This is a genomic window from Thauera sp. (assembly GCF_047601425.1).
Taxonomy (GTDB): domain Bacteria; phylum Pseudomonadota; class Gammaproteobacteria; order Burkholderiales; family Rhodocyclaceae; genus Thauera.
In genome coordinates, this window is the sequence record NZ_JASGJL010000001.1 from 1136182 (window position 1) to 1161525 (window position 25344).

Annotated in this window: 30 protein-coding genes, 1 tRNA gene and 1 pseudogene; 14 read left to right on the forward strand and 18 right to left on the reverse strand. The window is 59.0% G+C overall.

Annotation, left to right across the window (positions count from 1 at the left end; translation table 11 throughout):
- The first annotated feature begins 67 nt into the window (after nt 1–67).
- The 6 genes from QM748_RS05445 to QM748_RS05470 all read left to right on the forward strand — a co-directional run bounded on the left by QM748_RS05445 (nt 68) and on the right by QM748_RS05470 (nt 5603).
- A complete protein-coding gene (locus QM748_RS05445; RefSeq protein ID WP_415246024.1) occupies nt 68–829 on the forward strand; it encodes a WecB/TagA/CpsF family glycosyltransferase in 762 nt (253 codons plus the stop codon).
- A 109-nt stretch (nt 830–938) separates the two neighbouring features.
- The gene (locus QM748_RS05450; protein ID WP_415246025.1) at nt 939–2111 is read left to right on the forward strand and encodes a hypothetical protein; all 1173 of its coding nucleotides are present in this window, start codon (nt 939–941) and stop codon (nt 2109–2111) included.
- 14 nt (nt 2112–2125) lie between these two features.
- A complete protein-coding gene (locus QM748_RS05455; RefSeq protein ID WP_415246026.1) occupies nt 2126–2329 on the forward strand; it encodes a hypothetical protein in 204 nt (67 codons plus the stop codon).
- Between the two features lie 25 nt (nt 2330–2354).
- Nucleotides 2355–3359, forward strand: coding sequence for a hypothetical protein (locus tag QM748_RS05460; protein ID WP_415246027.1), 1005 nt, complete (start codon nt 2355–2357; stop codon nt 3357–3359).
- A 15-nt stretch (nt 3360–3374) separates the two neighbouring features.
- Complete coding sequence (locus QM748_RS05465) at nt 3375–4235, forward strand: ATP-grasp fold amidoligase family protein (RefSeq protein ID WP_415246028.1); 861 nt, start codon at nt 3375–3377, stop codon at nt 4233–4235.
- A 39-nt stretch (nt 4236–4274) separates the two neighbouring features.
- Nucleotides 4275–5603: a UDP-glucose dehydrogenase family protein gene (locus QM748_RS05470; protein ID WP_415246029.1), complete on the forward strand. Its 1329-nt coding sequence runs from the start codon at nt 4275–4277 to the stop codon at nt 5601–5603.
- 52 nt (nt 5604–5655) lie between these two features.
- Here the strand turns inward: QM748_RS05470 and QM748_RS05475 are convergent, their stop codons facing one another.
- The 4 genes and pseudogenes from QM748_RS05475 to QM748_RS05490 form a co-directional block, all read right to left on the reverse strand.
- Nucleotides 5656–6378 carry an SIMPL domain-containing protein gene (locus tag QM748_RS05475; RefSeq protein ID WP_415246030.1) on the reverse strand — a complete coding sequence of 241 codons (723 nt, stop codon included), beginning with the start codon at nt 6376–6378 and terminating at the stop codon, nt 5656–5658.
- A 31-nt stretch (nt 6379–6409) separates the two neighbouring features.
- Nucleotides 6410–6628: a hypothetical protein gene (locus QM748_RS05480; RefSeq protein ID WP_415246031.1), complete on the reverse strand. Its 219-nt coding sequence runs from the start codon at nt 6626–6628 to the stop codon at nt 6410–6412.
- Between the two features lie 61 nt (nt 6629–6689).
- Nucleotides 6690–6848 (reverse strand): annotated as a pseudogene (locus QM748_RS05485) (low molecular weight phosphotyrosine protein phosphatase); the annotation flags it as partial.
- Between the two features lie 71 nt (nt 6849–6919).
- Nucleotides 6920–7684, reverse strand: a complete 765-nt coding sequence (locus QM748_RS05490; RefSeq protein WP_415246032.1) for a PEP-CTERM sorting domain-containing protein — start codon at nt 7682–7684, stop codon at nt 6920–6922.
- Between the two features lie 205 nt (nt 7685–7889).
- On the opposite strand from QM748_RS05490, the gene def reads away from it, so the two are divergent.
- The gene (gene def, locus QM748_RS05495) at nt 7890–8417 is read left to right on the forward strand and encodes a peptide deformylase (protein ID WP_415246033.1); all 528 of its coding nucleotides are present in this window, start codon (nt 7890–7892) and stop codon (nt 8415–8417) included.
- A gap of 66 nt (nt 8418–8483) precedes the next feature.
- Here def and QM748_RS05500 read toward each other — a convergent pair whose 3' ends face one another.
- A complete protein-coding gene (locus tag QM748_RS05500) occupies nt 8484–8648 on the reverse strand; it encodes a hypothetical protein (RefSeq protein WP_415246034.1) in 165 nt (54 codons plus the stop codon).
- Between the two features lie 240 nt (nt 8649–8888).
- Between QM748_RS05500 and QM748_RS05505 the strand changes: the two genes are divergently transcribed.
- From QM748_RS05505 to QM748_RS05520, 4 genes are all read left to right on the forward strand, one after another.
- On the forward strand, nt 8889–9224 hold the full coding sequence (locus QM748_RS05505) for a hypothetical protein (protein ID WP_415246035.1): 336 nt from the start codon (nt 8889–8891) through the stop codon (nt 9222–9224).
- Nucleotides 9225–9685: 461 nt separating this feature from the next.
- Nucleotides 9686–9910 carry a hypothetical protein gene (locus QM748_RS05510; RefSeq protein WP_415246036.1) on the forward strand — a complete coding sequence of 75 codons (225 nt, stop codon included), beginning with the start codon at nt 9686–9688 and terminating at the stop codon, nt 9908–9910.
- Nucleotides 9911–9920: 10 nt separating this feature from the next.
- On the forward strand, nt 9921–10196 hold the full coding sequence (locus QM748_RS05515; protein WP_415246037.1) for a hypothetical protein: 276 nt from the start codon (nt 9921–9923) through the stop codon (nt 10194–10196).
- Nucleotides 10197–10230: 34 nt separating this feature from the next.
- On the forward strand, nt 10231–10497 hold the full coding sequence (locus QM748_RS05520) for a hypothetical protein (RefSeq protein WP_415246038.1): 267 nt from the start codon (nt 10231–10233) through the stop codon (nt 10495–10497).
- 262 nt (nt 10498–10759) lie between these two features.
- Here QM748_RS05520 and QM748_RS05525 read toward each other — a convergent pair whose 3' ends face one another.
- From QM748_RS05525 to QM748_RS05560, 8 genes are all read right to left on the reverse strand, one after another.
- Nucleotides 10760–11746 carry a zonular occludens toxin domain-containing protein gene (locus QM748_RS05525; protein ID WP_415246039.1) on the reverse strand — a complete coding sequence of 329 codons (987 nt, stop codon included), beginning with the start codon at nt 11744–11746 and terminating at the stop codon, nt 10760–10762.
- Entirely contained in the window at nt 11743–12087 is a 345-nt protein-coding gene (locus QM748_RS05530; RefSeq protein WP_415246040.1) for a DUF2523 family protein, read from the reverse strand. The genes QM748_RS05525 and QM748_RS05530 overlap by 4 nt, the downstream gene beginning before the upstream one ends.
- Nucleotides 12088–12091: 4 nt before the next feature.
- Nucleotides 12092–13675: a hypothetical protein gene (locus QM748_RS05535; protein WP_415246041.1), complete on the reverse strand. Its 1584-nt coding sequence runs from the start codon at nt 13673–13675 to the stop codon at nt 12092–12094.
- Between the two features lie 34 nt (nt 13676–13709).
- Nucleotides 13710–13835: a major capsid protein gene (locus QM748_RS05540; RefSeq protein WP_415246042.1), complete on the reverse strand. Its 126-nt coding sequence runs from the start codon at nt 13833–13835 to the stop codon at nt 13710–13712.
- Between the two features lie 396 nt (nt 13836–14231).
- Complete coding sequence (locus tag QM748_RS05545; protein WP_415246043.1) at nt 14232–14429, reverse strand: hypothetical protein; 198 nt, start codon at nt 14427–14429, stop codon at nt 14232–14234.
- Nucleotides 14426–14734: a hypothetical protein gene (locus tag QM748_RS05550; protein WP_415246044.1), complete on the reverse strand. Its 309-nt coding sequence runs from the start codon at nt 14732–14734 to the stop codon at nt 14426–14428. Before QM748_RS05550 ends, QM748_RS05545 begins: the two co-directional genes overlap by 4 nt.
- Nucleotides 14731–16008: a replication initiation factor domain-containing protein gene (locus tag QM748_RS05555; protein ID WP_415246045.1), complete on the reverse strand. Its 1278-nt coding sequence runs from the start codon at nt 16006–16008 to the stop codon at nt 14731–14733. The genes QM748_RS05550 and QM748_RS05555 overlap by 4 nt, the downstream gene beginning before the upstream one ends.
- Nucleotides 16008–16367, reverse strand: coding sequence for a hypothetical protein (locus tag QM748_RS05560; RefSeq protein WP_415246046.1), 360 nt, complete (start codon nt 16365–16367; stop codon nt 16008–16010). Before QM748_RS05560 ends, QM748_RS05555 begins: the two co-directional genes overlap by 1 nt.
- A 38-nt stretch (nt 16368–16405) precedes the next feature.
- Between QM748_RS05560 and QM748_RS05565 the strand changes: the two genes are divergently transcribed.
- From QM748_RS05565 to QM748_RS05575, 3 genes are all read left to right on the forward strand, one after another.
- Nucleotides 16406–16591 (forward strand): hypothetical protein, encoded by a 186-nt coding sequence (locus QM748_RS05565; protein ID WP_415246047.1) that lies wholly within the window; start codon nt 16406–16408, stop codon nt 16589–16591.
- Nucleotides 16592–16964: 373 nt separating this feature from the next.
- On the forward strand, nt 16965–17273 hold the full coding sequence (locus QM748_RS05570; protein ID WP_415246048.1) for a helix-turn-helix domain-containing protein: 309 nt from the start codon (nt 16965–16967) through the stop codon (nt 17271–17273).
- Between the two features lie 534 nt (nt 17274–17807).
- A tRNA-Leu gene (locus tag QM748_RS05575) sits at nt 17808–17892 on the forward strand.
- A 43-nt stretch (nt 17893–17935) separates the two neighbouring features.
- Here the strand turns inward: QM748_RS05575 and QM748_RS05580 are convergent.
- From QM748_RS05580 to QM748_RS05600, 5 genes are all read right to left on the reverse strand, one after another.
- Nucleotides 17936–19375, reverse strand: coding sequence for a mannose-1-phosphate guanylyltransferase/mannose-6-phosphate isomerase (locus QM748_RS05580; RefSeq protein WP_415246049.1), 1440 nt, complete (start codon nt 19373–19375; stop codon nt 17936–17938).
- A gap of 53 nt (nt 19376–19428) precedes the next feature.
- Nucleotides 19429–20316 carry a dTDP-4-dehydrorhamnose reductase gene (gene rfbD / locus QM748_RS05585; protein ID WP_415246050.1) on the reverse strand — a complete coding sequence of 296 codons (888 nt, stop codon included), beginning with the start codon at nt 20314–20316 and terminating at the stop codon, nt 19429–19431.
- Nucleotides 20313–21395 carry a dTDP-glucose 4,6-dehydratase gene (gene rfbB / locus QM748_RS05590; protein WP_415248024.1) on the reverse strand — a complete coding sequence of 361 codons (1083 nt, stop codon included), beginning with the start codon at nt 21393–21395 and terminating at the stop codon, nt 20313–20315. Before rfbB ends, rfbD begins: the two co-directional genes overlap by 4 nt.
- A gap of 54 nt (nt 21396–21449) precedes the next feature.
- Nucleotides 21450–22664 carry a lipocalin-like domain-containing protein gene (locus tag QM748_RS05595; RefSeq protein WP_415246051.1) on the reverse strand — a complete coding sequence of 405 codons (1215 nt, stop codon included), beginning with the start codon at nt 22662–22664 and terminating at the stop codon, nt 21450–21452.
- Between the two features lie 72 nt (nt 22665–22736).
- Nucleotides 22737–25307, reverse strand: a complete 2571-nt coding sequence (locus tag QM748_RS05600) for an FtsX-like permease family protein (protein ID WP_415248025.1) — start codon at nt 25305–25307, stop codon at nt 22737–22739.
- Between the last annotated feature and the right edge of the window lie 37 nt (nt 25308–25344).

Below are 25344 nucleotides of genomic sequence, written 5' to 3' on the forward strand. Positions count from 1 at the left end.
GGTTTCTTATCCGGCCGATCCAGATCCAGTGAGTCCGATTCCTGCCCTAATTTTCACCATGAGTACCATGCACTACACTTTCAGCCGCATTGGCGGATGGCCCCACATTGCCGTGACGCGAGAGCAATTTGCCCAGATCATGCTGGATGACTGCATCGCGGCAAGAAATTCGTCTGGAGAACTCCTGCCGAAGCTCGCATTCTCGATGAATGCGCAAGCGCTTTCCTTGACCCGAACCGACAAGGTTTTCGAGGAGGCGATGGCTGAAGCCGACTACATCCAGGCTGATGGCCAGTCATTGGTTTTTGCTTCCAGGTATCTGTCCGACACTGCGCTCCCCGAACGCATTGCGACCACTGATTTTTTTCACGATGCTGCAAAGGTGGCTCAGAGGGAAGGTCTCAGTTTTTACATTCTGGGAGCCAGTGCCGAACAGAACAGCAAATCAATCGATACGATCAGAAAGCTCTACCCGGAATTGACGATTGCTGGCCATCGGCATGGTTACTTCGGCGCCTCCGAGGAGGATGAAATATGCCGGGAGATCGTTCGCTCGGGAGCAGATGTGCTGTGGGTGGGTCTGGGCAAGCCCAAGGAGCAGATTTTCTGCATCAGAAACAGGGAGAGGCTGAAGGGAGTGGGCTGGATCAAGTCCTGCGGTGGCCTGTTTGATTTTCTTTCCGGCAAGAACAGACGCGCACCGCTCTGGATGCAGAACGCAGGCCTGGAGTGGCTTCATCGAATGATGCTCGACCCTCAACGGCTGATCAAAAGAAATGTCGTGACCAACTCCCACGCCATCTACATCATGCTGACCGCATCAAAATGAATGCAGAATGAACCGCGCTGCAGACAGACAATTCGGGCCGAACTCTTCACTCACTTTGCTTTATGCCGGCGGTCTTCCCGTGCATGTGCGGAGAAGGGAGCTCTGAGCCATGACAAAGGACAGGCTGCTGCAGGCTCTGCTCTACCTGCCAATGCTGCTCCTGGCATTGACCGGCATTCTTTCGCCATACAAGTACAATCTTCTCCCGTCGAGCGCCATTCTTGAGCTTGCCTTTTTTCTCATGGCCTGCCTCATGGCTGGAGAATTGCTGCGATCTGCATCAGTATTTCTTTACGGAACGGCGGCATATGTCGCCATTTCCGCCATATGGAGCATAGGTTTTCGTGACATCCATGCACTGGACTTCCTTCTTGCATACAAGGCTTTTCTCTATGTATGTATCCTGTGCTTCTTCATGGGAAAGAGGTTTTGCTCCAGAGAATCTCTCATTGCCTTTTACTGGGCAATGCTGGGAGCTTTTGCAATAAAGTACGGCTATTCCATCTTGCTTGGACTGGACGCGAAAATGCGCTCGAGGCCAGGCCTGTTCGTCGAAAATAATTTCGAACTCGTTTTCATAATACTTCTCTTCTATCGACTTCGCCACTCCTTCAAGAACAGCTTTGTCGCATTCATTCCACTTTTCGCCATCGTATTTCTGTCCGGCTCCCGAAGCGCCATCCTTGCGGTTGGCGCCGTCTATGCATTCACCTTTATTCGCGAATGGAACGTACGGACCGTTGCGGCTCTGGTGGCAACGTTCGCCATTGCCGCAGTGGGATATGAACTGTTTCTGTCTCGTACCCAGGATGGCTTCGAAAACATCGATCGCTTCAAGTTCCTGATGGTTTTTCTCCATGAAATGCAAAGCCATGGAATGGCAGGCTACGTTTTTGGCACACCAAGAATCACGCCACTGAGTGCAGGATCCTGCGACATCCTGTCTTTTTACTCAGGCCTTTTCAGTTTTTCGGACGACTCGACGCTATGCTATTCGGTCATTCTTCATTCCTACATCCTCAGGGTGATCTTCGACCATGGCCTGATTGGCTTTGTCTTTCTGAATGTTTTCCTCCTTTACGGGGTACGAAAGGCGAACGGGGATCTGCGTGACTTTCTTTGTGTCGCCCTTGTCCTCATATTTTCAGGGCTGTCGGTTTCTTCGTTCAACAGCATTTTCTCTGCTCTTGCAGTAGCGTTGCTGTTTACCAGATTCTCCGATGACGAAAACGAAGAACAGAATGGCAACAGCTATGAGCCTGTCAAAAACATCAACTTCTGACCACGAGTGATTTTGTGCTGACCTACCGCAAACTGTTGAGCTTCCTGAGTGGCGGTGTTGCTGTTGCAATTTCAAGCCTAGTTATTGCCTTGCTTTTGCTGAAAGAGGATGGAGCTGAAGCCTTTGCCGTTTTCTCCCTGTATCAACTGACATGGACCTTCTCTCTTTCTGCATCGACCGCCATCCTGTTCAACCTCTGTGCTCAATTTGTGGTCTGAAGACGGTGAAAATCGAGAGCACGGAGTGAAATCTTATTTTCTTGCGAATACCCTTTATTCCTTTCTTGCCGCCTCACTGCAGGCGATCATTGTATACGCATCATCTTCCAGCATCACTGCCGCAATTGCTTATGGCTTGGCTACGGGTTTCGGCGTATTCAGATGGTTCATCAGATCCTTCATGAACATTGCTGGGGAGAACGATTACGTTGGTCGCTCCGATACGCTTTTTTCCATCTCCTCATTGAGCCTTGTTGGCATCTCCTATTTTTCCGGTTTTTTCTCTCTGGAGTATGTTGGTTTTTGCCTGGTCGCCGCAAATATTTTTTCGCTGGTTTTTCTGGGAGCCGGAACCTGGGGACCTTTTTTCCATGGACAGCTCAGTGCGGGGCTGGAGCCGTTTTGGGAAGGCTTCAGAAAAAGGGGCGGATATGCATGCATCGCGGCAGTATGCACGGACATTCTCAACAACTCATACGCCTACATCATCACCTTTCTATACGGAGCTGCAGCCTATGCACCAGTGGCTTTTGCCTATCTGCTGTACAGACCTGCGGTGCTTGCCTATTCGACGATAACGCCTCTGATCAGACCGCGCCTGCTTGGAATTCTGCAGAAGAAAGACCGTTCTGCGATCGATAGATTCACTTCCATTTATATCGCAGGCTTCTCGTCCCTCATCGTCATGAATGGCGTGGCAGGATACTTCCTGTCCCCCTTCATACCGGATTCCATGTCAGTTTTTGAGGGGGACAGGGGCGATCTGACGGCACTCCTGCTCGTTTTCGGCCTCGTTCTGCTCCTAAGGCTCAGTCGGACGGCGCTTTCCCTCATCCTGCAGGTTGGTGATCGCTACAGAGAGAATCTTCTCTCCATGCTGGTCGGGGCCATGGTGTATGGCTTCGTTGTTTTTTTTATGGGCATCAATGGTTTCAGCCCGATGTCGATCGTGGCTGCCATGAGCGCTGGCGAGGTTATAGCGGCAGGATTGATGCTTGTCGTTCGCCAGAAAATTTTTTCCGTCCTTTGATTCGAGGTTTCGCCGGTGCTGAAGAACGTTTTCAAACGCGGATTTGCCCTGCTTTTCTGCTGGCTTCCCGACAGGGCATATTGTTATCTCGTTTTCTGGGCCAAGTTCCATAGATTCCCCGATGTTTCGAATCCCAAAACATTTTCTGAAGCCATGTATTGGTACAAGCTTCATGGCGGGCTTCAACGCCTATCGGATTACGTTGACAAGATCAGGGTGAGGAATTTCGTCTCCAGGACCATCGGGCAGAGTTATCTGAATGACATCATTCATGTCTACGATGATGCCGATTCGATCGAATTGAGTGCCTTGCCCGATCGCTTCGTGTTGAAGCTCAATAACGGCTCCGGCTCGAATTTCATCGTTACCGACAAGCACAAAGCACAAGAAAGAAAAATAAGATCGATAGCCAGGGAATGGCTGAGTTCGGACTATTACCGCCTGACCCGGGAGCCTCAGTATAAAGAGGTCAAAAATAGGATTTTTGCAGAGAAATTTCTCGATGACGGTATTCGGGCGTCACTTCTGGATTACAAGATATATTGCTTCCACGGTGCGGTTAAAATGATCCAGGTCATCTCCGATCGGGATCAGGGCGTACTCAGACAGGCTTACTATGACTCTGAGTGGAACAGGCTCGAAATTAGAAGAGTAGGCTTTCCAAGCGGCGCCGATATTGAACGCCCCAAGGGTCTGAATGAGCTCGTCGGGCTTGCCCAGGCTTTGTCGGAACCTTTTCGCTTTGTCCGAGTGGATTTCTACATCGTCAAGGATCGAATCTACTTCGGCGAATTGACCTTTCTGCCTGCCAATGGAAATCTTGCGTTCGAACCTGTGCAGTTCGACGCGGAACTGGCACGCATCCTGATGGCTTGAGTTTCCCCTTCACCCTTTGCTTCTTTAAAGGAGAGCATTTTGAAACTGTCTATCTTTGGCACAGGCTATGTAGGCCTGGTAACCGGCGCATGCCTTGCGGAAGTAGGGCATAACGTCGTCTGCCTCGATATCGATCAGGGAAAAATAGATTGGCTCAATCAAGGCAAGCTACCAATATGGGAGCCGGGCCTGGAGGCCATCGTTGCACGCAATGTCGCCGAAGGGCGGCTTGCCTTCACCACGGATATTGCACGGGGCGTTGCCCATGCGCAGATTCAGTTCATCGCAGTGGGTACTCCGCCGGACGAGGATGGCTCCGCTGATCTGCAATACGTGCTTGCCGTCGCCGAAAGCGTGGCTCGCCATATGCAGGCTTACAAAGTCATCGTCAATAAATCTACCGTTCCGGTAGGCACTGCCGACAAGGTGCGCGAGCGCGTGTCAGCCGTTCTCGCCGAACGTGGAGCTGATTTGCCTTTCGACGTGGTTTCGAACCCTGAATTCCTCAAGGAAGGGGCGGCGGTGGGTGACTTCCTGAAACCCGATCGGATCATCATCGGCAGCGAAGCGGACAAGGCTCGTGCACTGATGCGCGAGCTATACGAGCCCTTCAATCGCAACCATGAACGTACGGTGTTCATGGATGTGCGCAGCGCGGAACTCACCAAGTACGCGGCCAACGCAATGCTTGCCACCAAGATCAGCTTCATGAATGAACTGGCCAACATGGCGGAAATTCTGGGCGCCGATATCGAAGAGGTCCGCAAAGGAATCGGCTCGGATCCGCGCATTGGCTATCATTTCATCTACCCCGGTTGCGGTTATGGGGGCAGCTGCTTCCCGAAAGACGTGCAGGCACTGGGTCGCACGGCGGATCAAATCGGCTACGAAGCACCTCTTCTCAAGGCGGTGGAAGCCGTAAACAATCGCCAGAAAGGAGTATTGTTCTCGAAGCTCGCTCGTCATTTTGGCGGCGCTGAGAATCTGGCGGGCAAGACGATTGCCATATGGGGGTTGGCTTTCAAACCCAACACCGACGATATGCGCGAAGCCCCCAGCCGGACCCTGATCGACGCACTCTGGGCTGCGGGCGCGAAGGTCAGCGCTTTTGATCCGGTGGCGATGGAAGAGACCCGGCGTATTTACGGTGCCAGGGATGACCTTCAATTGGCGCGCGACAAGTATGCTGCACTCGAAGGAGCCGATGCGCTTTGCATTTGCACGGAATGGCAGCAATTCCGTGCACCCGATTTCGATGAAATGCAGAATCGCCTGAAGGAAAAGATCGTGATTGATGGGCGGAATCTGTATTCGCCGCCTCGTCTCCGCGAAGACGGGTGGTCGTACTACAGCGTGGGGCGTGTCTGATAGAAGCCGAAGGGATGAGCAAGCGGGCCAAGCGGGCCCGCTTGCTGACTTTTCATTCCAGTCCGAATTCGAAGGTGCTGACAACGCGCAAGCGCTTGCCGATGGTACGCGAGCTGTCCATATCGCTGCCGTCGTCGTCCAGAATGCGGATGGCGCCCTGGTTCGCGCTTTTAAGCTGCCCGAGTCGAGCGCCGGCATCGGCGGCGAACTTGCTGGCTTGCTCACGTGCGCTGAGTGTCGCCTCTTCCAGTAGCAAGGGCTTGATGTCGTTGAAGCCGCGCAACTGATAGCGCGGCCATTCCCCCTGGCCATCTCCGCCGAGTTGAATACCGGCAGCAATCAGAGGGTCGACTTTGTTCGAGGCTGCGGCGACGGCATCGACCCGGGCAGATTTCACCGTAATCTGTCCCTGGCCATTGAAGCGCAGGGCGACGCGCTCAGGGCCGTATTCGCGTGCGAGAAGATCCTGCACCTGTAGCGGACGTATCTCGATTTCGGCATCCTCGAACCCCTGGCTGTGCAGGAAGGACACGATCTGCTCGCGATCTGCAGTCAATGCCTGCTGGACGGTACTGAACTCATCCGCGGCACGGCGAAAACTCAGGGTCCAGACGGCAAAATCGCTTTTGACATCGCGCTCGGCAAGGCCTTTGACGGTGATGCTGCGATCGGCCATGCGAAAGTGCTCGATGCCCTTTCCTACTTGAAAACCTGCAAATGCAACACCGCCAGCCAGCAGCAGGGCAGGGAGCACGCCAATTTGTGTTTCAGCCATGAGTAGAAGGTTCCCGTGGAGGAGGGCGGCCTTAAATCCTGGCAACCCATTGGTTGACGGCTTCGGAAATGATGTCGTAAGCCAGTTGGTGGGCTTCCCGAGGCTCACGGTAGGGGTCAGGCACTTCTGCCTTGGTCCAGTGGCCGAGCAGGAAGGTCTTGCCGCGTGTGGTCGGGTCGAGGTTGTTGGTGAAGTCGAGGTGATGCTTTTCCATGCCAAGGATGAGATCGGCCCAGCGCGTCAAACTCAAGATTGAGCTGTTGCGCCCGATGGACGCTTAGATCAATTTGGTGCAGACCAGCCACTTCCTGAGTAGTCTTGTCGGCAGCGTGATTGACAAGCGCACCAATACCGGCAGATCGGACGAGAACCTTCTTGCCCCTGGCCTGGGCTCGGTCGCGGATCAGCGCTTCAGCCAGCGGGCTTCGACAGATGTTGCCCGTGCAAAGGATGAGTATCTTTTCGAACATTGCGCTAGCGTAAAAAAACCGACACCCTCTGTCGAGGATGTCGGTTTCGGGATGTTACTGAAACGGCTCGATCAGGCAGCTTTCTTGCGACGGCGGACCGCTGCGAGACCAGCCATGCCCAGACCCAGCAGAGCAAGGGAGGCAGGCTCCGGAACTTGGGTTGCAGTAATTGCCAGGTTGTCGATGGTGAATGTGCCACCAATGGCATCATTGGGGGCGCCGTTGGGAAGGGTGCCGAAGAGATCCTTAAGGAGCTGTCCGGCTCCACGCCAGCCACCAGCATCTTCAGTGATAGCCAGTTCCACGGATGTATCGGTGATCCTGCCTGTGATACTGACATCACCATCGCCGTACTGATCACCGAACGAAACCCCCAGCAGGAGGCTCAGGAAACCGAGAATACCCTTGGTTGCAGCACCATCATAATTGCCGCTGAAATCGACGGTGATGGGCGAACTGATTGCTCCGCTGCCAAAAACCAGGGGGCGCTCACCTACGGGCAGGCCGTTGAGATTTGCACTGCCGGTAAACAAGGAAATGACGTTGTTCGTCGTCCGAGACTCATCACGGCCGTTAACAGAGGTGGTGACTGTAGCACCGCTTCCCAGCGAGCCGGGGCCGACGCTCACTTCATAATTCCCACTCGGGCCGGTGTTGACTACGCCGCCCCCACGAAGACCAGTGAAGCTGATCCTGTATTCGTTCGGATTGGTGTTAAACCCGGTAATGCCGAAATTGCCTGTGAGGCTATTGACTTGGCTTACGTAAGCAGCCGATGCTCCAGTGCTGAAGGTGGCAAGTGCCGCGGTAGCAGCGATGAAGGCCGTTTTCTTCATGAATGATTCCTGTCTGTACGTCACGGCTGGCGTATGGCCAGAGTGCGAAGGGTTAACGTCGTCGCAACGTGAAGGTCGCAAATCATTCTAAAGCAATATTCACACCAACTGGAGTAAATAGTTGAAGTAAATAAAACTTCTATGACTTTTTCAAAAAAATCGCAGCACAAGTGTAAAATATTCCGACAAATGGCTACTGAAGACCATGGCTACTCGCACGCTTTTACGCATGGGCGACCCCCGCCTGCTTGAACCAGCCGCCCCCATCACATCGTTTGGGACACCGGAGCTCGAGGCATTGATTACAGACATGTTCGATACCATGAGCGCAAATGGTGGTGTCGGCTTGGCTGCTCCTCAGATCGGCGTCAATCTTCAGTTGGTGATCTTCGGTTTCGAGCGTAGTGAGCGCTACCCTGATGCACCTGCAGTGCCGCGTACCATCCTGCTGAACCCGGAGATCACACCGCTGGATGGCGAAATGGAGGAGGGATGGGAAGGTTGTTTGTCAGTCCCTGGACTGCGCGGTGTTGTGGCACGTCATCAGCGCATCCGCTACCGAGGCTTCGATCCCCAAGGAACGCCCATTGAGCGGGAAGCAGAAGGCTTCCACGCCCGAGTGGTACAGCATGAATGCGATCATCTCGTCGGGATTCTGTATCCAATGCGAGTCAGCGACTTCACCCGCTTCGGGTTCACCGACGTGCTGTTTCCTGAGATGGCAGGTCACTGAGGTCGGTTCGTTGCTGCACTAAATGTACTAAACGATCGAAGAAACGGCCGATGGCCATCTCGACTCTCAATTGTGTGCAACGGAATCCGGCGTAGAAGGTGTTGTAGCCCCAGACACTTGAGTGGGCTGGATGCGTATATGCGTCGGCACCTTGCTGGTAAACAGCAACAGCGAGACGATGCCGAGAAACACGATCAATGCTGCGAGCGTGACCAGAACGTTGGTTTTCATGAGAGACATGGTAGCCAGACGTTCAGGTGCAATCCATGACGCTGTTCACGCTTGAGCACTGAATTTTCGTGCCGGGCGTCGAAACGAGGCGGCCCCACAGACATCGTTTCAGAGCATTCACAAAAACGCGATAATTTGTATTATGTCAACGTGGAAACGCAGGATCCGCAAGATCAAGGCTGCTTTCCTGGCTCTTCTCACTCCTTCGACGCGCTTACAGATGGCCTAGAGTGCCGACCCATGCCAGCAGCGAAGCCACGCCCCGGTTCCCTTCGACAAGGCCAGGTTCTCGACCTGGCCGAGTTGCTGGGTTCCGAGTGGGAAGGTTTCAGCCTGGCAGCCGATGGCCTGCAGCATCCAGCCTGGCGCCGGCCGTTCTCGTGCGGTGAGCTGAAAGCAATGTTCTGGCGCTGCCAACAGGTTGATATCCTTGAACATAATTTGTCCCGCATCGAGCTCGACGCCGAGCGCGCCACGGCCGACAAGGATGCAGCCGAGGAACGCGCCGACTGGTACCGCAGGCAGTTGATTTTGGAATCCCGGTTCGGTGCAATGCTGGACCGCTTGACCGCCTGAAACACATCCCGGTTTCGTCTGGCGCTGGCGCCCGCCAGTGAGACGACTTTCCCGACTCGCAGCAGCATCCAGTCCCGCTTCTTCCTTCAGCAGTCAGATGATTGACCCCGACCCCTCTGGGGCGCCCCTCTCGGGGCCGGTCCCCCGAGGGGACTCGCAACAGGGGGATGGTACACCCCGAGGGCCTACCGGCCGGGTTTCTCCGGTCATCGCCGCTTCACCGTCCTACCGCACTCCCTTCGTTCGTCGCCTTCGCTTTGTTGTCACCCCGGGCCGTCAGCCCGTCAAGGGTGAAATGAACGGGAACGGCCCCGCCCTTGACGTTCTGCCGTCCCGGGGTGCCACCACGCTCACGGCGACGAACTCAGGAAGTACGGTAGGACTCAGCCGAAGCTGTGACAACCGGAGAAGATCAAACGATCGGCTCCGAATCTAGGAACCCGGTCAGGAGGAAAACCATCATGGAATACATCGACATGAAGCCCACGTGGGGAGAATGGGCAAACATTTACAGACGCTTCGCCGAGTCTGGCGAAACAAGAGCCGTGCGCGAACTACGCTCCGACTTCGCCAAAGCGATGGCCGCAGCACAAGCAATGCAAGCCATCGCCGGCACGCTATCCAACGAGCAAGCCAACATCGTTGCAAAAACGATAACCGCCGAACTGACAAAGCAAGGTTTCTGAGGACAGAGCCATGATCCCGCGCGCCCTTCGCAAATCCGCTGAATTCCTGGCCCGTCAGCTCGCCCTCGCGCTGGACGACATGACCGGCATCATCAACAAGACCGTACCGAAAATGACACCAGCCAGCGCAATCAGAAAGGCGCGCAGGATGCTGGCCGAAGCACTGCGCCTGATCGACCGCAACAGCCCGGACGGTGCAGCCCGCGCCGGGCGTATGTTGCGCGATGTGGCGATGCCCTACTTCGGCACGGCCGATCTGTGGAAGATCGGAACCGCACTGTGCTGATGCTAGACTAACCGCAACGCAACAGGAGAACACCATGTCCGCATCCGTTGAACTCACCATCTTTCAGGCTTTGAAGTCGGCCGGGGTTGATGACGAGAAAGCCACCGCCGCCGCCGAAGCCGTAACAAAGGCCATCGACCAACGATTCTCACTTCATGCTGAACAACTCTTCACGAAGCGGGACGGCGCCGAACTCAAGGCCGACATGATCAAGGCCATCGCAGAGATGCAACGCTGGACGCTTGGCGCCATCTTCGCAGGCATGGCCGCCGTGGCCGCGATCATCAAACTTGTGCCGTAACCCAAGCTGTGACATACGTCACATAGGAGATGTAACAGCAAAACCTATCATCCGGGCATGAAAACACACGCCCTCGCCATCATCATCGCCGCTCTCGCATCAAGCGCCACTCACGCCCAAAGCAAGCCCGAGCACCCATCGTGCAAATCCCTGCGGCAGCAGGTTGAGAGCATCGACGCTCAGGCCCGCCAGCGATCCACTCAGAAACTCACAGATGAACGCCGCAAAGTAACGGACCGCATGTCCGAACTCAAATGCAGCTTCATGAGCCGCTAGATTTTTCGTGACCGTCACGACGCGCTAAGTCGAAATCCACGAAGTAGCCGCGCTCGACGAACTCCACGCACATCGCTCCCGGCACGTCCATCCGCGTGCCCTGCTGAGTGAAACACCTGCAACCCTTCCCGCGCCATTCAATGCACGCCGCAGGCACTGGCGCTGTCGTCGGCCTAGTGACTTCATCATAAATCGGCGCGGTATGCGGCAGGCCCGGGATTCGCGGCACGCGCGCCTCTACCCATCCAGCCAGCAAATCCGGCGGCAGCTCAGTATCTCGCTTGGCTTCACGTAGCTGCCGAGCCTCTACAGATGGCGCCACTGCATCGGTTTCGACCCGGTCGCCACCAATGCCACCGAACCAAGCATAAAACACGTAGCCCAAACCCGCCAGAATCAAAGGCACCAGCGCCAAGAAAATCGCCGCCTTCGGAACACGAGTCTTGTGTGTATGAATCGTGGCGCTCTTGTAGCTGCCAATGATCTTAGCCGAATACACGTAGCTCGACCGTTCGCTGCCGCTTCTGAACTTATGGCAATCCTCTTTAACTTGCGCCCAGAAATGAACGGTCGCCACCTTCGGCGCCATGCCGCGCACCAAATGCCGATGCTCTCCCGTAAGCCGACGCACATTCGAGTCGATCAACGTCGGTGCCTGCGTGATCAGGTAGATATCGAATCCACGATGACGATGCGTCTCAAACTCCACGACATGGCGCGGCACTTGAGCACCCACGCCGCGTGTCCTGTACGTACCCTGGCACTCGTCATGGACGATGATGGCACCATCCGGACACTCATACCATTTCTCTGCATCCTCCAACTCAATCCAGCCTTCGTACAGCTCGGGCTTCAGGATTTCGATGCCGTGATAATAAACGGTGCGCTGTTCCTTGATCGCGCGATCACGCACAATATCGAGCGTGTAGAGCGTTTTCCCTGCACCGGGCAAGCCTGTATTCAGATAAATCATTTCAGGCGCCCCACGTAAGTTCGGAACATCCTGAGCGATGCGATAGAAAGATAGCCGGAGATCAGAATATTAATCACGTCAAACAAGCCCGCATATACCGCTAGCTGCATCATTGCAGCGGCAAAGTTATGGCCCATGCCCGAACCGCCAGACCAGTTAAAAGCAGCACTGATTTGAGCAATGTCCTGAATCATGAAACTCACAACGGTTTCGATACCCTTGACCGAAATAAACGTAATGCCAAAAGCAACCAAAATCCGGCCGGCATTACTGACCACCGCACCAATCAGACCCGAGAGCAACGCGCCGATACCGGCTGTGACAACGAGGGGCAGCGCCATTTTCTTATTCCTTCACAACAAGACGAATCAGATTCATGTACGCGATGATATGCAGAAGCACACGCACAAAATCAGCGACAGAGCAGAGCGGCGAAGCGTCAATATCGATCGTTGCGCCGAGCACCTCTATCGGATCAATATGAATACATGCAGCAGCCACCGGCGCATCAACCCACTCCTTCTGATTCTTTTCCCATTCTTCACCTAAATCAAAATCCCCTGCCCCATCCTTGTTCAGTGCGCGCGCAGCATCTTCATCGCTGATGCCCTTTGCTGCGCCCATGTACCGATTGCCTGAAGCCACCGATTCCGCATCGTTTTCAATCGCCCGATCACGACACTTCCTTTCATGATCCATTCTCGCAATTGCACACATGATTGCATCGCCCTGGCACATAACATTTCCACCACACGACGCCCCCCATTTAGATTTACCATTGCCTTGATTATCACCATTACCATTCCCGTCACCATTACCGGAATTATTTCCGCCACCGTCACCACCATTGCCACCATCGCCAGAACCGCCACCATCACCACCGCCACCGCCTGAGCCCGATCCATCGTCACCGCCGCCCGTATCACCGCCGCCACCATCATCCCCGCCGCCTGTATCGCCGCCGTCATTCCCTCCGCCGTCGTCGCCGCCACCGGTGTCGCCACCACCACCATCATCACCACCGTCGCCGCCATCGCCCGAACCGTCGTCGTCCCTCGCGCACTGTCCAATCGAATTCATGCTCCATCCCGGATCGCACGGCGCCCGCTTCTTGCAAACCCGACCTGTCCAAACTTCACCACTACCGGGACATTCCTGCTTAGCGATACACGTCCAACCAACACCGCATTGATAATAAGGACTGCCATTAATTGCAGAACAATCAGGCGGCGCACCAGTCGGAGTGCAATCCTGTGTTTCCTCTGGCTCGCCTTCACCCTCGCCCACTTCACAACTCTGCCCAGTACCTACCAGCGGGCCATAATATTCAGAACCAAACTGAGTGTTTACTGATGCAGAAGCTTTATAACCACACCCACCAAAGCAAGTGCCAGTATAAATAGACCCTTCGTGACCAATCGTTTTACTTGCATCGCATGTCGGCGGCGGAGGCACCTCGCACCGCCCCGTCGTCGCATTGCGAACTTGCCCATTCGGACAATCCGGAACATTAACGCACATATTCTGAGCGCCATTCAACGATCCACCATAAGTACATTCCTTGGCGATATATACCCACACACCAAGATAATAAGCATTGGCAGCGTAATTTGGAGGTTTATTTGCAATGGTCCAACAATCACCACGAGATGACGTTAAATTCCTAACCTCAATATCCTGCCTATTCTGGGGATTACACGCACGAATAGCGCTCGGATAGCCATTCGGATCCCCAGTAGAAGCCTTCCAAACTGTATTAGGCCTGTAATCCGCAAAAGCCAGCATCGGCGCCGCAGATATGAAAGCACCAACCAGAAACCAAATCACGCGGTAAAAATTAGCCATGCCGCCCCCAGCGCTGCGATGATCACGAATTCCCCGCCCATTTCCGGAATCCTCCAAAAAGAAACGGGGTGCAAAACCCGGCATCCACCAAGTTCTGCACCCCGTTCAAACTACACGATCAGCCCACCTTACGAATCCAGCTGAACGCCTTCGCTCCATAGTGAATCACGAGAACCGCGCCACCCACGGCGGCAATCGGAACCGAAAGGGCTTCGATGGCGGTAACGATATCGGCGACATCCATTTTTAATACTCCTTTTCAACATTAGATTGAGACATCCGAGCAATTACCCGGAAGCCATATGCAAGCGCCCAAACCATCACAATTGCTGTACTGATCTGAGCACCATGCTCGGGTGTCAGCGCGAACGGCGACGAAACAACCGACTCACCGCTAACTAAAACGTAACCACAACCCGCCGCATTAGCCGGTTGAGGATCAACCACATAAACCGATCCGTCCGAAGAAATATCAACGCAAAGCATTACGGCAACAACTCTTCAAGACTGGCAATGTAAGACTCCGCGTCCTCAATCGATCCCGACAACTCTTCCGCCTCGGATTCAATCTCACTTAGCCGCGACCGCCACTCCTCAATACGCGACTGCATTTCCGCAATATCATCCTCAATACTTCCCATCACCACTTCTCCCTTTCAAGAAACTCATGAATCTCGAATTCACCCGGATCAAAGTGGTCGAATGCGGTATCCAGAGCCTCATCGATGTCATAGAGCCGCCCGGCCTTTGCGAACGACACGACGAAGCCCAATTCCTCAGACAGGAAAAGACCAGACCGCCTGTCCTGAATCACGTAGGCCGAGCGGATGGCGTTCATGCTGCGCTCTGACCCTTCACCGCAGCGACCGGCTTGATACTGACGACGCGCTGCTTTTGCTGCTTGCCAGTCGTGACGACTTCCATTTCAACTTCAGCCTCAAACGGGAACGGAAGATGCTTGATCTTCTGGTATTCGTCCGAGGTGCCCCAACCGAAGGCCTGCGTTGCGAAACCTTTCGCGGTGCCCTTCGTTTCGTCCAGGCCGATCTGGACATAGAGCGTGGTCTGATCGAAGGCTTGACCATCGATGGAATCCTTGAACATCTTGGCGCCGGTGATAGTGGCTTTCGTGGTGAATTTCATTGTTCGATCAACCTTTCAAAATCGTCCGTCATGGTGATGTTGCCCGCATCGGACGTATATGCGGCATCATGGATAAAGCCCGCGCAGAGGTCCGCAGCAGGAATAAGCGCCCATTTGGGCAGACGGCTTTCATCCTTAATTCGCTGAATCAGGTTGAATGCCTTTTCCTGTTCGGTTTCACCCTCTTCGAGATAAACCAGAAGCGCCAAGTCAGCACCCGCCACACGCGTAATCCATTCTTCTTTTTTGACTTGCGTGCAGACCTTTTCTTCTCGAATGGTCCGGACTCGGTTTTGCTCTTCGTCGATCCAGTTGAGTGCCGGGTATGCACCCGCGAGGTAGCATCCCGGGTTAATCAGGATGTCGAACGGAATCACACGATCCACGCTCTTCAGTTCCAGCTCCACCCGCACCCAGGGTGACGCCTTGTCGCCGAGCTGCTTGCCCTTTTCATAAACACGGAGAAACTTGCCGCTTGTGCGCTGGCCGACGTAGAACGACCTGCCCTTACCGTTGATCGTTTTCCAGTTGCCCCGATGCTCGCAGTCCGGATTACTTGGCGACTTCGGTAGGCGGAATCCACCATCGTCATAATCGGCATCAGCCTGATCGACGGTGTATTCGCCCTGGTAGCAGTCGTGCGCCACATCCACCCGTGTGAGCTTCGGATTGACGGCAACCATTTCTAGGAAGTGCTGCAGGCGGTATTGCCACCCCGCAGCTGCAGCCGCGAGGCCCGAGCCATTGATCATCACGAGGACCGTGTTTCGCTGGCCCCCATGGCAGACGAAACCGAAGCCCTCGCCGAGCTCATACGACTGGTGATAGAAGTTCCGACCCCGATCACATTGGCGGGTGATGCCGTAACCGAGGATGCGTTCCAGTTCGGCCGAGAACACGACCATGAGATCACGATCCGTAATCTGCATCCCGGTATCGAAGTTCGATGCCGTGGTTTCATGCACCGTGAAGTTGATCCAGTCGATGAACGCCGCCGAGCCGTTCAGACCTGTACGCTTCACGACTTGCTTGACCGTTCGATCAGACAAGACCAGATCGACATAGCCCGTGGGGATGATGGGCTCTCCCCACCGATGTTCCCCCCGTTTTACTGTGGGGGGGATGCGGCGCCGGCCGTCCGTGTCTCGTCCCTCGCCCCGCACGGCCGGCGCCGAAACCGCCCCCGACGAGATGCGCGCAAAGTCCTCAGCCGTCAGACGTGCAGACGCTTCAAGCTCGCTGGGAGACGGTGACGGGTGACGAAGACGTGCCATTACAAAACCCCTTCAAGCTGGCGCAGAATGTCTGCAGCACCGAGCGCGAAACCCGCGCAGAACATGAACCACGGGAAATACATCCCCAGAAACCAGTGGACCGTCGGATAACGACGACTCCACAGGAAAAACACATCGCTATGCACGAAACGTCGATACCAACTCAGACCTTCCAGGCTCTTGCGGTCGGAATCGTGATAGCCGCAGTAGCGGCAAGCGCGCTCCACCTCTTCATCAGGCAAAGAGGCATCACCAAAGGCGAAGCCGACATCTACTCCATCGCCACTTTCTTCACTCTTGCGGCCGGATGGATTGCATTCGCGCTGATCGCCCCATGAGCGGATACGGCTACTCGACATGCTTGATAGACTCAGAATTTTTCAGCAAGGAGGCACCCATGCCCTACGTCATCAAAATGGAAAATCAGTACGCAAGGCCAGGAGAAGACGGCGACATCGCATGGACACCCCACATCAGTAAGGCCGAAACCTTCGAATCCGAGGACGAAGCCCACGACACCGCCACATCACAAGGCTACGAAATAGGCGAATACACCGTGATTCGCTTGCCCGAACGCGCATAGACCGACTCGACCAGCTCCGCCGTGAAAACCATCGACGGAACACCATCACGGCAGAGCACATCACCTTCCCACTCACCGAAATCAAGAACCACCTTCGAGCGCACCCAGCCTTTGAAAGCCTCGCCGTCACCAAGATCAGCCTCAATTCGATAGCAATGCGCGCGCGCGTTTCCACTAACAAAACGCGCCAAACCCGCCCGATAGCCCGTGCAGGTGAAACGAAGCCGTGCGGCGCCTTCCTTCTCCGTAACCATCTGAGAACCCCTTTATTTTCGTCACCGGCTGGTAACTGAAGAGGATTGTTACCGACCGGTGACAAAGTTGTCAAGCGGTAACAGCTACACTAGGATCACGCAACTAGGAGGACTGCGACATGAACACAACGGAATACCTTGCCGCTGCAAAGCAACGTATCGGTGCCGAGAACAGCGCCGAAATGGCCACACGCCTTGGCGTAACACGCGCCGCTATGTCCCGATATGAGAGCGGCGAGCGCGTCATGGACGACTACACCGCCGCCCGAATTGCTGAAATTTTGGAAATCGACCCCTTGCGGGTCATCGCCCAAGCGAACGCCGAACGGGAAAAAGACGAGAAGCGTGCAGCCTACTGGTCAAGCATCGCCCACGCCGCAATGACAGCCCCTTCGCGTGCTTATGCAAATGGGGTTTGTATTATGTAAAGTTAAAGAACAGGCTCCGCAGGATCAAGACTGCTTTCCTGGTTCTTCTTTCGACTCGCTTCCAGACGAGTTGATGGGTTCCGAGTGAAGTGCGAGGACGGCCTGCAGGCAACGGTGCAAGGCACCCTGTCTGTCGTGCCGCGTCACCCCGTACAGCAGGCCCAACGTGCAGCACCAGCACATCCGGAGCCGAGCGGACCGCGCGTGGCAATGGTCGGCTCAAGCGCCAGCGAACAGATTGAACATCCCAACTGCGCCCAACTCCGGACACGTATCCGACAGATCGACGCACAAGCCCGGCAACGATCCACTCAGCGCCTAACCGACGAACGCCGTTGGACGCGTGAACGCATGTCAGAGCTGGAATGCAGCTTCATGGACTAGCACTGGCAGCTGAAAAACGCTGCGGGCACTCGTGCCGTTTCTTCAGTTGCCGCCCCACAGCGGGCCACAGCCCCCCCCTGTTTTTGACCGACCCAAGGCAGCGTTGGAAGACAATGTATAATGCGCCCCGCTTCACGGGCATTGCCTCATGCGGGGGTGGCGGAATTGGTAAACGCACTGGATTTAGGTTCCAGCGCCGCAAGGCGTGAGAGTTCGAGTCTCTTCCCCCGCACCACCACTCCCGGGCTGTTGCTGTTGCAACAACCCGGCTGTTTTCTTCACGACGAACTGCGCCCGTAGGTATCCTCGAAACGCACGATGTCGTCTTCGCCGAGATAGCTGCCGGACTGCACCTCGATGATCTCCAGCGGCACCTTGCCCGGATTCGCCAGCCGGTGCGTATGCCCCAGCGGGATGTAGGTCAACTCGTTCTCCGCAAGCAGGAAGACGCGTTCGCCGTTGGTGACTTCGGCCGTGCCCTTGACCACGATCCAGTGTTCGGCACGATGGTGGTGCATCTGCAGGCTGAGCTTGGCGCCTGGATTGACGACGATGCGCTTGACCTGGAAGCGCTCTCCTTCGTCGATCGAGTCGTACCAGCCCCAGGGGCGATAGACCTTGCGGTGGCTTTGCGTCAGGCTACGGCCTTCGGCCTTCAGACGGGCGACGACCTTCTTGACGTCCTGGGTGCGGTCCTTGTGCGCAACCATCACCGCGTCGGGGGTCTCGACGACGATCATGTCCTCGCAGCCGATCGCGGCGACGAGCCGGTCATTCGAGTGCACCAGGGTGTTGCGGCAGCCCTCGAACAGCACTTCGCCTCGGCTGGCATTGCCTGCCTCGTCCTTGCCGGACACGGCCCACAGCGCGTCCCAGGCGCCGACATCCGACCAGCCTGCCGACATCGGCACGACGACGCCCTTGCCGAGTTCCGGCGTGCCGGCCAGATGTTCCATGACCGCATAGTCGATCGAATCGCTCGGGCAGCCCTCGAAGGCGCCCTGGTCCACGCGGATGAAGTCGGCATCCGGCTTGCGGCCGCCGTAGGCTGCCTTGCAGGCCTTGGCCATGTCCGGGCGGAAGCGCTCGATGGCACGCAGCCAGACCGAGGCCTTCATCATGAAGATGCCGCTGTTCCAGAAGTATCCACCGCTGTCGAGGTAGCACCGGGCAGTGTCGAGATCCGGCTTTTCGACGAATTCGGCCAGCTCGCGCCCGCCGCCGACAGCCTCGCCGGCGCGGATGTAGCCGTAGCCGGTTTCCGGGCGGTCGGGCACGATGCCGAAGGTCACCAGCATGCCGTCGGCAGCCAGGCTGCCGCCTTGTGCGATGGCTTGCTGGAAGGCGGCAAGGTCGGTGATGACGTGGTCGGCCGGCATCACCAGCAGCACCGGGTCGCCTTCCTCCTGCGCCGCGAGCGCGGCCAGGGTCAGCGCCGGCGCGGTGTTGCGGCCGAAGGGTTCGAGCACGATCTGCGGCGAACGCACGCCGATCTGGCGCAGTTGCTCGGCGATGATGAAGCGGTATTCCTCGTTGGTCACGACGAGCGGACGGTGGTCAACCTCGCCGCCGGCGAAGCCGTCGAGACGGACCGCGGTTTCCTGCAGCAGTGAGCGCTCACTGGTCAGCGGCAGCAACTGCTTGGGGTGGTTCTCGCGCGAAGCCGGCCACAGCCGGGTGCCCGAGCCGCCGGAAAGAATGACGCTCTTGATGATCATGTCGTTGGGGCTCCAGTCAATGTGTCAAAAGTGGGTCGGCATCGAGGCCGATTTCAGCCGAGTTCGTCCAGCATGCGCGCCACGCCGTCGCGCCAGTCGGGCAGATGAAGCCTGAAACGCTCGCGCAGGCGCCGGGTGTCCAGGCGCGAATTCAGCGGGCGGGTCGCGGGGGTCGGGTAGCTGGATGTCGGGATCGGTACGATCTCGCGTACCGCCAGTGTCTTCCCGCCGCTGCGGGCGCGGTCGATGACGAAGCTGGCATAGCCATGCCAGCTCGTCTGCCCGCCCGCCGCGAGGTGATAGGTGCCGCCGAGACTGCGATCGCCCATGGCGCGGCGAATGGCGTGCGCGCTGACGTCGGCGATCAGTTCCGCGCCGGTCGGGGCGCCGATCTGGTCGTCGATGACGCTCAGGCGCTCGCGCTCGGCCGCCAGGCGCAGCATGGTGCGGGCAAAATTGCCGCCACGCGCGGCATGGACCCACGAGGTGCGGAAGATCAGGTGATCGCAGCCGCTGGTCCGGATTGCTTCCTCGCCGGCGAGCTTCGTCGCGCCGTAGATGGACAAGGGTGCCGGCGCATCGTCCTCGCGCCAGGGACGCTCGCCGCTGCCATCGAAGACGTAGTCGGTCGAATAATGCACCAGCAGTGCGCCGAGTCCGGCTGCCTGCCCGGCAAGCGCGCCGACCGCTTCCGCATTGATGCGGCGCGCGCGCTCCGCGTCGCTTTCCGCCTGGTCGACGGCCGTGTAGGCGGCGGCATTGACGATCAGGTCCGGTGCCAGGCGCCGCACCGTATCGGCCAGGGCATCGAGCCGTTCCAGGTCGCCGCACAGGCCGTCGCTGCCGTGGCGGTCGAGCGCGACCAGCTCGCCCAGGGGCGCCAGCGCACGCTGCAGCTCCCAGCCCAACTGGCCGTTCTTGCCCAGCAGCAGGATCTTCATGCCGCCTGCCTTCGCGTGCCGTAGTTGGCCGCGACCCAGTCGCGGTAGGCACCGCTCTGCACGTCCGTGACCCATTGCGGATTGTCGAGATACCACTGCACCGTCTTGCGGATGCCGCTATCGAAGGTCTCGGCCGGCCGCCAGCCCAGTTCGCGCTCGATCTTGCGGGCATCGATGGCGTAGCGCCGATCGTGCCCCGGGCGGTCACTGACGTGGGTGATGAGCCGTGCATGGCTGCCGTCGGCCGAGGGGCGCAACTCGTCGAGCAATGCGCAGACGCTGCGGACGATGTCGATATTGGTCTTTTCGTTCCAGCCGCCGATGTTGTAGTTCTCGCTCGGCGTGCCGCGCGCCAGCACTTCGCGGATCGCGGCGCAATGATCGGTGACGTACAGCCAGTCGCGCACGTTGAGGCCGTCGCCATACACCGGCAGCGGCTTGCCCGCCAGCGCATTGACGATCATCAGCGGAATCAGCTTCTCCGGAAACTGGCGCGGACCGTAGTTGTTCGAGCAGTTGGTGGTCAGCACCGGCAGGCCGTAAGTGTGGTGCCAGGCGCGCACCAGATGATCGCTGGCCGCCTTGCTGGCCGAATACGGGCTGTTGGGCTCGTAGGCCTTGGTTTCGGCGAATGCGGGGTCGTCGGCGCCGAGCGAGCCATAGACCTCGTCGGTGCTGATGTGCAGGAAACGGAAAGCGGCCTGCTCCGCCGCATCGAGCGACGCATGATGGGCACGCGCCGCCTCGAGCAGCGTGAACGTGCCTTCAACATTGGTGCGGACGAAATCGCCCGGGCCATGGATCGAGCGATCGACGTGGCTCTCGGCGGCGAAATGCACGATCGCACGCGGCCGGTAGCTGGCCAGCAGGCGGTCGACTAGGGCACGGTCGCAGATGTCGCCCTGCACGAAAACATGGCGTGGATCGTTTCGCAGGCTGGCCAGCGTCTCGAGGTTGCCGGCATAGGTCAGCAGGTCGAGGTTCAGGATGGCTTCGCCATCGTTGCTATCTTCGCCGGCAAGCCAGTCGAGGATGAAGTTGGCACCGATGAAGCCAGCACCGCCGGTCACGAGAATCAAAATCAAGCTCCGCTGCGATCGAATGGCGGGATTATCGCACCATCGAACCGGCGGCTACATGTTCAAGCGCTCTGCATAGCCGGTCATTTCGAGGTAACCCTGACCGATTTCACGTTCGCTGCCATCTTCCGCCTGCTCGGACAGGCGTACCGCCCCTTCCCAATACACCGCGCCGGTCGATGCGCTGCTGTCGAGCTCCTGGTCGTCCATCAGCGGGCGCAGGCCTAGCGTGCGGCCACCGGCCAGGTGCAGGCGCCACTCCACCGGGTAGCGTGTGCCGGTGCGCGGAGAGGTCCAGTGCCGCACCGGCTCGAAGCGCACTTCGTCGGGGGAGAAGGTCCGCGCCTGGCCCGCCGCATCGGCCAGCGTCCCGGAAGCCCACATCGCACCGCCCTCGCCATCGCGCATCTGGAACAGCATCAGCGAACCGCCGTCATGCAGGTTGATGCCGATCCAGTCCCAGCCGCGCGCGCCCTGCGGCAGGATCTCCGAGGACCATTCGTGATCCAGCCAGGCATGGCCGTCCACGTCCAGAACCTCGCTGCCTAGGCGCAAGCTGCCCGACACGCCGAGCTGCGGCCGGCTGTAGTAATGGCTGGCGTTGAGCGGGTCCGGCGCCTTCTGGCTGAAACCCTGGCGGCCATTCAACAAGGGCGGCCGGCGGGTGTCGAAGCGCAGTTCGAAGCCGAATTCCTCCGTCTCGATGCGGCTGTGGTAGCGATCGCCACTGCTCCCGTCCGTCTCGCCCCCCTCCTCCGGTTCCATCGACAGCGACCAGCCATCGATCTCGACGTCCGTCCGGCCGGTCGCGGCGCCTGCCAGGCCGGGCCAGGCCCGTGCCGAACGCTCGGCATGGAGCAGGCGGCCATTCACCGGATCGGCCACCGCGGCATGGGCGAGGATGAGCTGGCGCGGCGCGAAACGGCTGGGGTTGTCCTCGCCGATCAGGGTGCGCACCCGGAAGAAGGTGAGCTGGAAACCGCGCTCCGCGCCTGCGCCATCGCGCAGCCAGCCGGTGATGTACCACCACTCGGTACGGTAGTCCGGGTGGGCGCCGAAATCATCGGGGAAGACCAGCGGCCTGCCCGGCACCACGGCCGGGTAGCCATCGGCAGCCGGCGCGGATCCTGAATCCTGTGCATGAATTTCCGGTGGCAGGCACGATAGCAAGGCGATGGCGACGGCGAACGCACACAGCGAGCGTCGGGCGATGTCCGCTCCGAAGCGCCTCCAGATACCGCGCCACTGCCCAGCACGTCGTATCAGCATCGACACCTGCCCTCTCCTGCAACCATCTTCACACGTATCATCCAACCGCTCCGCCCGCTTGCACCGCCTCATTCACCAGTCGGCCTTCACCGCCTGCACCGCGGACCCTCGCATCGCCCGCACCCCGGCCAGCCGTGCAACCAGTGAGGCCAGCGACACCAGCACGGCGGCAAACAGCGCCAGCGCAGCCCACGGCACGGCCAGGTCCATGCTCCAATGGAAACTCTGCCGGTTGACCACCTCGATCAGGATCCATGCCATCGCCCCGCCCGCCAGCAAGCCGCAGGCCACGCCAAAGCCGGCGGTCAGCGCCCCTTCGGCTGCGATCAGGCGTCCGACCTCCCCGCGTGTGAAACCGAGATGGCGCAGCATGCCGAACTCGCCTTCGCGCGTTCCGGCCAGCGCGGCGAAGGTGGTGGCGATGCCGAACAGGCCGATCATCACCGTCACCGCTTCCATCAGGTAGGTGATCAGGAAAGTCCGGTCGAAGATCTGCAGCGTGGCGGCACGGATTTCGCCCGGCAGTGCGATGATCAGGCGCCCGGGGCCGAAGCGGGCGTTCAGCGCATCGGCCACCGCACCGGCATCGGCCCCCTCCTCGAGCCGGATCGCGGCGTCGTTGACGCGATCGTCGCCGGTCAGGGCGCGGTAGTCCGCCGGCTCGATCAGCGCCGCACCATACTGGCGCGAATAATCCCGCCAGACGCCGGCTACGACAAAACCCTGCTGGCGGCCGGCCAGCGGCAGCGTCAGGCGGTCGCCGACGCCCAGCCCCAGGCGATCGACGGCGGCTTCGGAAATCCACGCCGGCGGCAAGCCGCTCTGCCCCGGCTTGCCGCCGTCCGGGCGTCCGCTCGAACCCGCGACCAGCGGCAAGCCCCAGTTGCCGTCGACCGGGCGCGCCAGCAGGCTGAACACCGGCTCCTCGTCCGACAGCCGCAAATTCAGCAGCCGTGTCGTATCCACCGAAGCCACGCCCGGCACCGCGGCAATGCGTGCGAGCGCATCGTCATCCAGATAGCCGCTGGCCGCCGAGCTCGAAGCCCGCACATACAGGTCGGCCGGCAGCACCTGGGCCAGCCAGTCATCCACCGACACCCGGAAGGAGCTGACCATGATCGCCATCGCCGATGCCAGCGCCACGCTGGCGACCACGCCGGCAGCGGCCACCACGGCCTGGCCGGGCGTGGCCGACAGGCGGGCATGGGCCAGGCGCCAGATCACCGAGCGCGTCCGCCCCAGCAGCGGCAGCAGGCTCCGCGCCAGCGCAGGCAGGGACAGCACTGCCGCCATCAGGTTCAACGCCACCGCAGCATAGCCGCCGAGCGGAATGCCGCCGGCCGGCGGCAGCATGCAGGCGAGCCCGGCGCCTGCCGCCAGCAGCAGCGCCAGCGGCAGGCGTCTCCGCATATGCGGCAAGCCGGCGTACTGCGCTTCACCTGCCCTCAGCGCCCGGGCCGGTGCGACCTGCGATGCGGCCCGGGCCGGCAGCCAGGTGCCGGCGACGCCGGCCGCAACGCCCAACAGCAGATAGCCGGCGGCAAGCATCACATCGAACTGCAGCTCGGGTCGGGTGCCGCGGAAAAAACCTGCGCCCAGGTCGCCGCCGACCAGCCTGAAGGCCAGCGCGGCGAGCGCATGGCCAAGCGCCACGCCGAGTGCGCCGCCCACCAGCCCCAGCACCGCCCCTTCGGCCAGCAGCCCGCGCAGCAATTCGCGTCTTTCCATGCCGAGTGCACGCAGCAGGGCGAATTCCCGCCGTCGCCGCGCCACCGACAGCACCTGGGTGGAAAACACCAGGAACGCGCCGGTCAGCAACGCAATGGCCGCCAGCATCGTGAGATTGACCCGATAGGCGCGCGACAGCGCGCTCGCCTCGCCGGCCACAGCCTCCGGTACCTGCAGTGCCAGTCCGGGCGGCAGCAGCGGCGACAGCGCCAGACCTGCGGCTTCGGCACTCAGGCCCGGGGCGAGCTTGAGATCGATGCGGCTCAACACGCCGATGCGTCCGAACACCTGCTGCGCACCGCCGATGTCCATCACCGCCAGTTCGGTGCCGCTCAAGGGCAGTTCGCCGGCCAGACGCAGCTCGATCCCGCTGACACCGGACTGGACGGTCAGCACGCCATCCCGCAGCGCGGGCCCGGCCATCTCCCCGTTGCCCAGGCGCGACGGCAGCTCCAGGCGGGCACGGGCATCCGCGCTCACGAAGATGTTGCGCGGCTGCAGCCCGGCAAGACGGCCGTCGCCGCCCCCCAGCGCCGGGTCGGCCCGCGGCCGCAGCAAGGCCTGCATGCGGGCGACACGGAACATGTCGACACCGAGAATCTCCAGCGTATCCTCCCGCCCCGGCAGCCGTGCCTCGATGCGCAGCACCGGGCTGGCTTCGGCGATCTCCGGGCGCCTGGCGAGCACCGGATAAATGGCCTCGTCGAAGCCCTCGCGCGGTCCCACCAGTTGCAGGTCGGCTTCGCCCGCCAGCGTGCGCAGGCCGCGGCCGAATTCGTCGATCGCCGCACCGTGGATCAGTTGCACCGCCAGACCCAGCGCCACGCCGAGCGCGATCGCCAGCAGCGACAGCGCAGTCGCCAGGCGATGGCGCAGCAGGCTGGCGAGGAACAGCCGGCGCGAGGCCGCGCCCATCAGGCTCACTGGACTACCCTCCTGTCGCTCTGCGACA